Here is a 6,637-nt window from a genome sequence, read left to right as displayed (position 1 = left end):
GCTTCCACCGCGGCGTCGTGCGCCTGATCACCGAGGCGTGCCAGGCACTGCGGGAGACCACGGGGGTGGGCACGGTGGCGCTGTCCGGCGGGGTGTTCCAGAACCTGCTGCTCCTGCGGGGCAGCGTGGACACGCTGACCGAAGCCGGTTTCCGGGTGCTGACCCACTCCCGCGTGCCGTGCAACGACGGCGGCCTGAGCCTCGGGCAGGCGGTCATCGCCGCCCACCACGAGCCCCAGCCCCAAGGCTAGGGCTGTACCTCAGCCGTGCAGGCGGCGGCTGAGGAAGGTGTGCCAGGTCTGTTCGAACGAGCCGGCCAGTGCCGACTTGGCCGCGAAGCGGTCCCAGGCGTGGAACGCGCGGGCGTAGAGGTGCAGGTCGACGGGGACGCCGGCGGCGGTCAGCCTGCGGGCGAAGTCGATGCCCTCGTCCCGTAGCAGATCGAACTGGGCGACGGCGACGAAGGTGTCCGGTAGATCGTTGAGGTCGGTGGCCCGGCCTGGCGCGGAGTACGGGTGCACGTCGTCCGCGCCGAGCCGGTCGCCCAGGACCGCGGCCCAGGCGAGCCGGATGTCCGGGCGGGCGAAGACGACCTCGGCGAGGGTCTCGGAACTCGATGGCGTCTCGAGGCGGTCGTCGAGCATCGGGTAGAGCAGAGACAGCGAGCACGGCCGTGGTGCGTGCCGGTCGCGCACCATGAGCGCGGTGGCCGCGGCAGGCGCGCCGCCGCCACTGGCGCCGGCGAGGCCGATCCGGTGCGGGTCGATCCGGTACTCGGCGGCGTGCCCGGTGAGATGGGTGTAGGCGAGGTAGCCGTCCTCGGCGGCGCCGGGAGCTGGGGTCTCCGGGGCGAGCCGGTAAACAACGGCGGCCAGGACGCAGCCGAGGTCCAGGGCCAGGGCGGTGTGGTACGCGTCGTCATCGCGGGCGTCGTCGCCGAGGACCTGTGCGCCGGCGTGGAACCAGACCAGGGCCGGGAGTGTGTGCTCGGCGCCGGCTGGGCGGTACAGGACGACCTCGAGTTCGGTCCGGTCGTCCCGGGGGATGCGCAGGGTCTCGATCGTGACCCGGGGGTCCGGCGGGGTCGCGGGCAGGTGGGCCCGTGCCGCGCGGAGTTGCGCGCGCAGGCCCGGGATGTCGGAGAGTTCGAGCAGGGTGCCGTTCGCGGCCTTGGGCATGGCGGCGAACGCGGCGGCGAGTTCAGGGTCGAGCGCGTCGGTGGTTCCAGGCATGGGAAGTCCTTTCAGAACAGGGAGGGCTGGCCGCTGCCGGCGGTGATACCGCCGTCGACGGGCAGGATGGTGCCGGTGATGAAACGGGCGTCGTCCGAGGCCAGGAAGGCGACCGCGGCGGCGACGTCGGCCGGGGTGCTGAAACCGGCGAGTGCCCGGCGCCGGTTGAAGCGTTCGATCATGTCGGCGTACTTCGTCGCCAGTTCTTCGGGCCCGGTCAGTGACGGGGCGACGGTGTTCACCCGGATGCCGAACTGGCCGAGATCGAAGGCGAGCCCGCGGGTGAAGTTCACGACCGCGCCCTTGGCCGCGTTGTAGGCGGTGAGCCGGCGGTCGCCGCCGAGGCCGGAGGCCGAGGCGATCTGGACGATGCTGCCGCGACTCTCCTTCAAGTACGGCAGCGCCGCCTGCGCGCCGAAGAAGCAACTGTCGACGTCGGTGCCCATGACCAGCCGCCAGTCCGCCAGTGTGGTCTCCGCGAACTCCTTGCCCAAGCCGACACCGGCGTTGGACACCAGGACATCGATGCGGCCGAACCGGGCCACGCCGGCGTCGATCATCGCCTGTACGTCGTCCTGGCTGGTGACGTCGGTGGCGACCGGGAGCGCGCGGTGGGTACCGATCTCAGCCGCGAGGGCCTCCAGCCGGTCCTTGCGCCGCGCGGCGAGGACGAGGTTGGCCCCTTCGGCGGCGAACCGCCGGGCGATGCCGTCGCCGATGCCGGAGCTGGCGCCGGTGACCACGACCGTCTTGCCGGTGAAACGCTGTTCCATGGCGGCCTTCTTTTCGTCAGTCTCTGACACAGTTTGCGTCAGAGACTGACGATACAACGAGACAGTGACTGACGCAAAGTGTGTCAGTCACTGACGCATATGATAGGGTCGAAGCCGTGCCACGAAACCGGGACGAAGTGCGGCTGCGACTGCAGGAGGCCGCGCTTGAGCTGTATCTGGAGCGTGGCTACGACAAGACCACGACCGGGGACATCGCCGCCCGCGCCGGCGTCACCGAGCGAACCTTCTTCCGCCACTTCGCCGACAAGCGTGAGGTCTTCTTCGACGGCGAGGCCGAGCTGCGCGAGTTGCTGACCGGAGCGGTCGCGGCGGTCCCGGCCGGCACCAAACCGCTGCCCACGCTGCGGGCCGCGTTCCACCAGACCGTGCCTCTGATCGAGCGCAACCTCCCGGTCACGGAGCGGCGGGCGCCGGTCATCGCCGCCACGCCGGCCCTGCAGGAACGGGCGCTGGCCAAGAGTGCGGCACTGGTCGTCGCGCTCACCGGCGCCCTGCGGGCCCGGGGCGTCGCCGAGTCGCTCGCGGCCCTGTTTGCCCAGGTGGGCATGGACACCTACTCGATCGCCATCCGCCGGTGGCGGGCCGAACGTACCGACGACCTGCACACCCACCTCGACCGCGCCTTCACCGAGCTACGGCTCGCCGCGAACGCCCTGAAGTGACCGGCGAAGAGTTCCCTGTCCCACGCAAGAGGCTGCGAGTTGCCGTGAAGGGTCCCTTCACGGTCGAATCGACTGTGAAGGGACCCTTCACGGCGCCGGAGCGTGGAACTCACGCGCACGAGGGTGGGACACCAGCGCCGGAAGGTGGGACTCGCCGCGCATGGCCCGCCACCCGCGGGCACGCTGGTTCGCCTCAGCCGCCCTGGTCGCCGCTGGGCAGGTCCGGTCCCTCGGTGGCCTTGCCCTCCTTGCCCACTCCGGTGTCGCCTTCGGTGCGGCCGTAGGGGCGTTGCGCCGGGCCCTTGGTTCCCTCGGTGCCCTTCTCGCCACCCCGGTCCTCCGGGCGCCGCGTGACGCTTTCCCCGGCACCGGCGGGCGAGCCCGGCTCGGTTTCGGCCGAGCCCACTCCGCGGCGTTCCTCTTCGGACACCTCCCTGCCCTCGCCCTTTTCCTCCGAGGGGGTGTCCATCGCCTTGCGCCGGGCTTCCTGGGCGTCTTCGCTTCCGTGACCGACGTCGGGTGCCCAGCCGTGGTGCTTCTCTTCCTTGTCGTTCATGGTGTTCCCTCCACTTCAGCGGTCAGGTGCCGGGAAGGGGCCCGGTGGCCGCGCAGCCACTGGAACCAGGCGGGCAGGCCGGTACCCCGGGTCGCGGACAGGGAGAGGATCTCCACGCGCGGATTGATCGACCGCACGTCGTGTTCGAAGGCTTCGAACCGGAAGTCCACATGAGGCAGCAGGTCGATCTTGTTGACCACGACCAGATCCGCGCCGGTGAACATGTGCGGGTACTTGAGCGGTTTGTCCTGGCCCTCGGTGACCGACAGCAGGACGACCCGGTAGTGCTCGCCGAGGTCGAACAGGGCGGGGCAGACCAGGTTGCCGACGTTCTCGACGAACAGCACCGCGCCCGCGGGCGGGTCGAGGGTGTCGAGCGCGCGGCGCAGCATGGCGGCGTCGAGGTGGCAGCCCGCCCCGGTGTTGACCTGGACGACGGGCGCGCCCGCCGAGCGGATGCGGTCGGCGTCGAGCCGGGTCTCCTGGTCGCCCTCCACCACGCACACCGGGCTCTCCGCGGCGAGGGTGCGCACCGTGCGTTCGAGCAGCGTGGTCTTGCCCGCGCCCGGTGCGCTCATCAGGTTGACCGCCAGCACGTCCTGCTCGTGCAGCCACGACCGGTTGCGCCGTGCGAACAGATCGTTCTTGGCCAGCACGTCCTGCTCCAGCAGCACGGTGCGGCTCCCGTGACCGTGACCGTGATCGTGCCCGTGACCGTGGGGGTGCTCGTGCTCGTGATCACCACCGTGTTCGTGGGCGCGGGGCTGGGCCAGCCCGTCGATCCGCACCCCGGCCTCGTCGGAACATCCACATGTGGCACACATTCAGACCACCTCCACGGACTTGATGCGCAACTGCCGTCCCCCGACGATCTCCACATCCGCCGAACCGCACGGGCACAGCGGGATCGGGTCGGGCATCCCGAACTCCTCGCCGCAGGCCCGGCACCTCGCCCGGCCTTCCGGCTCGACGATGTCGAGCCGCGCCCCCTCCAGACGGGTGCCGGCGCACACCACGTCGAAGCAGAACCGCACCGCGTCCGGGACCACCCCGGACAGGCGCCCGATCTCCAGGCACACCGCGGTGACCTCGGCCTCCCCCATCCGCTCGGCAATGGCCTCCACGACGCTCCGGGTGATCGACAGCTCGTGCATGGTCAGCAGATCCTGGGCAGCGGATCGCCGACGAGCAGGTCGACGATGCGGGTTCCGCCGAAGGCGGTGTTGAGCAGCACCAGCCCGGGTGGTTCCGCGGCGATGCGGCCGATGATCGCCGCACCGGCGCCCAGCGGGTGCGCGCGCAGCACGGAGAGCGCTTCTCCGGCCTGGTCGCCGTCGACGACGACCACGGCGCGGCCCTCGCAGGCGACGTAGAGCGGATCGATGCCGAGCAGTTCGGCCGCACCCCGGACCGGGTCGCCCACCGGCACCGCCGCTTCGTCCACCACCACCGACACCTCGGCGGCCTTGGCCACCTCGTTGAGGATCGTGGCCACCCCGCCGCGGGTGGCGTCGCGCAGCGCCCGCACCCCGGGCACGGCGGCCAGCAGGTCGGAGACGAGCCCGTTGAGCGGTGCGGTGTCGGAGGAGAGGTCGGCGTCGAGGTCCAGTTCGCCGCGGGCGAGCATGACGGTGACACCGTGCTCGCCGATCGGCCCGGTGACCAGGACGGCGTCCCCGGGCCGGACGGTGGCCACGCCCAGCCTGCCGGGATGTTCGAGCACCCCCACCCCGGCGGTGTTGACGTAGCAGCCGTCGGCCTTCCCGCGCTGGACGACCTTCGTGTCCCCGGTGACCACCTGGACTCCCGCGCGGGCCGCGGCGGTGGCCATGGCCCGCACGATCCGGTTCAGGTCGGCGACCGGGAATCCCTCTTCGAGGATGAATCCCGCGGTCAGGTACAGCGGGCGTGCCCCGGCGACGGCCAGGTCGTTCACCGTGCCGTTGACCGCGAGGTCGCCGATGTTCCCGCCCGGGAAGAACAGGGGCGACACCACGAACGAATCGGTGGTCAGCGCGAGCCTCGCGCCCTCGACGGTGAAGCGCGTGGCGTCCTCCAGCGGTTCCAGCAGGGGGTTGCGGAACGCGTCGAGGAAGACCGCGTCGATCAGCGTCTGGGTCGCCTTCCCGCCGGCGCCGTGGGACAGGGTGATGCGTTCCTCCCGCACCTTCGGCCTGCGGCGGCGCGCCTGGTCGATGCGGTCCAGCACCCGCTGTTCGGCCTCGGCCAGGGTTCCGGTGTCTTCCCCCGTGCTCATGCCCGGCTCGCCTCCCTGACCCGCTGACGGCTGAACCGGCCGAAGTTGTAGTACGCCGCACAGGCCCCTTCGGGCGAGACCATGCAGGTGCCGATGGGGGTCTCGGGGGTGCACGCGGTACCGAACACCTTGCACTCCCACGGTTTCAGCACGCCCTTGAGCACCTCGCCGCACTGGCAGGCCTTCGGGTCGGCGACCCGGACCCCGGGGACGTCGAAGATCCGCTCGGCGTCGAAGGCCGCGTAGGTCTCCCGCATCCGCATCGCCGAATGCGAGATGAAACCCAGGCCCCGCCATTCGAAATACGGCCGCAGCTCCATCACCTCGCCGATCGCGCGCAGCGCGACCGCGTTGCCCTGCCAGGGCACCACGCGACCGTACTGGTTTTCCACCTCGGCGCGGCCCTCGTGCAACTGCAGCATCAGCTGGTGGATCGACTGCAGGATGTCCAGCGGTTCGAAACCGGCCACGACCACCGGCTTGCCGTAGTCGCGGGCGATGAACTCGTACGGGCGGCAGCCGATCACGGTGGAGACGTGGCCGGGGCCGAGGAACCCGTCGAGCCGCAGGTCCGGGGAGTCGAGGATCGCCTTGATGGCGGGCACGATCGTGACGTGGTTGCAGAACACCGAGAAGTTCGGCACCTTCTCGGCCGCCGCCCGCAACACCGTCATCGCCGTCGACGGGGCCGTGGTCTCGAATCCAATGGCCATGAACACCACGTGCAGTTCCGGGTTCTGCCGGGCGATCTTGAGCGCGTCCAGCGGCGAGTAGACCATGCGGATCGAGGTGCCCTCGGCGTTGGAGTCGAAGAAGTTCCCGCCACTGCCGGGCACCCGCATCATGTCCCCGAACGAGGCCATCAGCACCCCGCTCTGGCGCGCGATGTGGATCGCGTCGTCCACGCGGCCCATCGGGATCACGCACACCGGGCAACCGGGGCCGTGCACGAGGGTGATGCATTCCGGGAGGTAGTCCTCCAGGCCGTGCTTGTAGATGGTGTGGGTGTGTCCGCCGCACACCTCCATGAACTTGTACTGCCGCCCCGGCTCGCACAGGGCGGCGATCTTCGCGGACAGGGCCCGCGCCGCCTGCGAGTCGCGGAACTCGTCGACGAATTTCATTCGGCCTCCTGG

At 70.7% G+C, this 6,637-nt stretch carries 9 protein-coding genes; 2 read left to right on the top strand and 7 right to left on the bottom strand.

What is annotated here, in order from left to right; all coding sequences use genetic code 11:
• The coding region (locus FNH05_RS28590) for a Kae1-like domain-containing protein (protein ID WP_483964231.1) at positions 1-251 on the top strand (251 nt) is incomplete at its 5' end.
• A gap of 9 nt (positions 252-260) precedes the next feature.
• Here FNH05_RS28590 and FNH05_RS28585 read toward each other — a convergent pair.
• Positions 261-1,232 (bottom strand): alpha/beta hydrolase fold domain-containing protein, encoded by a 972-nt coding sequence (locus FNH05_RS28585; RefSeq protein ID WP_144591951.1) that lies wholly within the window; start codon positions 1,230-1,232, stop codon positions 261-263.
• Positions 1,233-1,243: 11 nt separating this feature from the next.
• The gene (gene budC / locus FNH05_RS28580) at positions 1,244-2,005 is read right to left on the bottom strand and encodes a meso-2,3-butanediol dehydrogenase (RefSeq protein WP_144591950.1); all 762 of its coding nucleotides are present in this window, start codon (positions 2,003-2,005) and stop codon (positions 1,244-1,246) included.
• 116 nt (positions 2,006-2,121) lie between these two features.
• Between budC and FNH05_RS28575 the strand changes: the two genes are divergently transcribed.
• Positions 2,122-2,688 (top strand): TetR/AcrR family transcriptional regulator, encoded by a 567-nt coding sequence (locus FNH05_RS28575; protein WP_186382787.1) that lies wholly within the window; start codon positions 2,122-2,124, stop codon positions 2,686-2,688.
• A 193-nt stretch (positions 2,689-2,881) separates the two neighbouring features.
• Here the strand turns inward: FNH05_RS28575 and FNH05_RS28570 are convergent, their stop codons facing one another.
• Genes FNH05_RS28570 through hypD form a run of 5 tightly spaced genes read right to left on the bottom strand, consistent with a single transcriptional unit; the run spans position 2,882 to position 6,625 of the window.
• On the bottom strand, positions 2,882-3,244 hold the full coding sequence (locus tag FNH05_RS28570) for a hypothetical protein (protein ID WP_144591949.1): 363 nt from the start codon (positions 3,242-3,244) through the stop codon (positions 2,882-2,884).
• Complete coding sequence (gene hypB / locus FNH05_RS28565) at positions 3,241-4,068, bottom strand: hydrogenase nickel incorporation protein HypB (protein ID WP_144591948.1); 828 nt, start codon at positions 4,066-4,068, stop codon at positions 3,241-3,243. Before hypB ends, FNH05_RS28570 begins: the two co-directional genes overlap by 4 nt.
• Complete coding sequence (gene hypA, locus FNH05_RS28560) at positions 4,069-4,398, bottom strand: hydrogenase maturation nickel metallochaperone HypA (protein WP_144591947.1); 330 nt, start codon at positions 4,396-4,398, stop codon at positions 4,069-4,071.
• A 2-nt stretch (positions 4,399-4,400) separates the two neighbouring features.
• Positions 4,401-5,501: a hydrogenase expression/formation protein HypE gene (hypE, locus tag FNH05_RS28555; RefSeq protein WP_144591946.1), complete on the bottom strand. Its 1,101-nt coding sequence runs from the start codon at positions 5,499-5,501 to the stop codon at positions 4,401-4,403.
• Positions 5,498-6,625: a hydrogenase formation protein HypD gene (gene hypD, locus FNH05_RS28550; protein ID WP_144591945.1), complete on the bottom strand. Its 1,128-nt coding sequence runs from the start codon at positions 6,623-6,625 to the stop codon at positions 5,498-5,500. Before hypD ends, hypE begins: the two co-directional genes overlap by 4 nt.
• Between the last annotated feature and the right edge of the window lie 12 nt (positions 6,626-6,637).

It is taken from the genome of Amycolatopsis rhizosphaerae (assembly GCF_007713715.1).
In the GTDB taxonomy this organism is placed as follows: Bacteria; Actinomycetota; Actinomycetes; order Mycobacteriales; family Pseudonocardiaceae; genus Amycolatopsis_E; species Amycolatopsis_E rhizosphaerae.
Note: the sequence above shows the minus strand (reverse complement) of the source record. Positions and strands in the feature narration are given on the sequence as shown.

What these genes read in the sequence shown, in the direction of transcription:
- FNH05_RS28585 (WP_144591951.1), bottom strand. Translation starts at nt 1,232, where the DNA reads ATGCCTGGAACCACCGACGCGCTCGACCCTGAACTCGCCGCCGCGTTC.
- hypB (WP_144591948.1), bottom strand. Translation starts at nt 4,068, where the DNA reads ATGTGTGCCACATGTGGATGTTCCGACGAGGCCGGGGTGCGGATCGAC.
- hypE (WP_144591946.1), bottom strand. Translation starts at nt 5,501, where the DNA reads ATGAGCACGGGGGAAGACACCGGAACCCTGGCCGAGGCCGAACAGCGG.
- hypA (WP_144591947.1), bottom strand. Translation starts at nt 4,398, where the DNA reads ATGCACGAGCTGTCGATCACCCGGAGCGTCGTGGAGGCCATTGCCGAG.
- budC (WP_144591950.1), bottom strand. Translation starts at nt 2,005, where the DNA reads ATGGAACAGCGTTTCACCGGCAAGACGGTCGTGGTCACCGGCGCCAGC.
- FNH05_RS28570 (WP_144591949.1), bottom strand. Translation starts at nt 3,244, where the DNA reads ATGAACGACAAGGAAGAGAAGCACCACGGCTGGGCACCCGACGTCGGT.
- hypD (WP_144591945.1), bottom strand. Translation starts at nt 6,625, where the DNA reads ATGAAATTCGTCGACGAGTTCCGCGACTCGCAGGCGGCGCGGGCCCTG.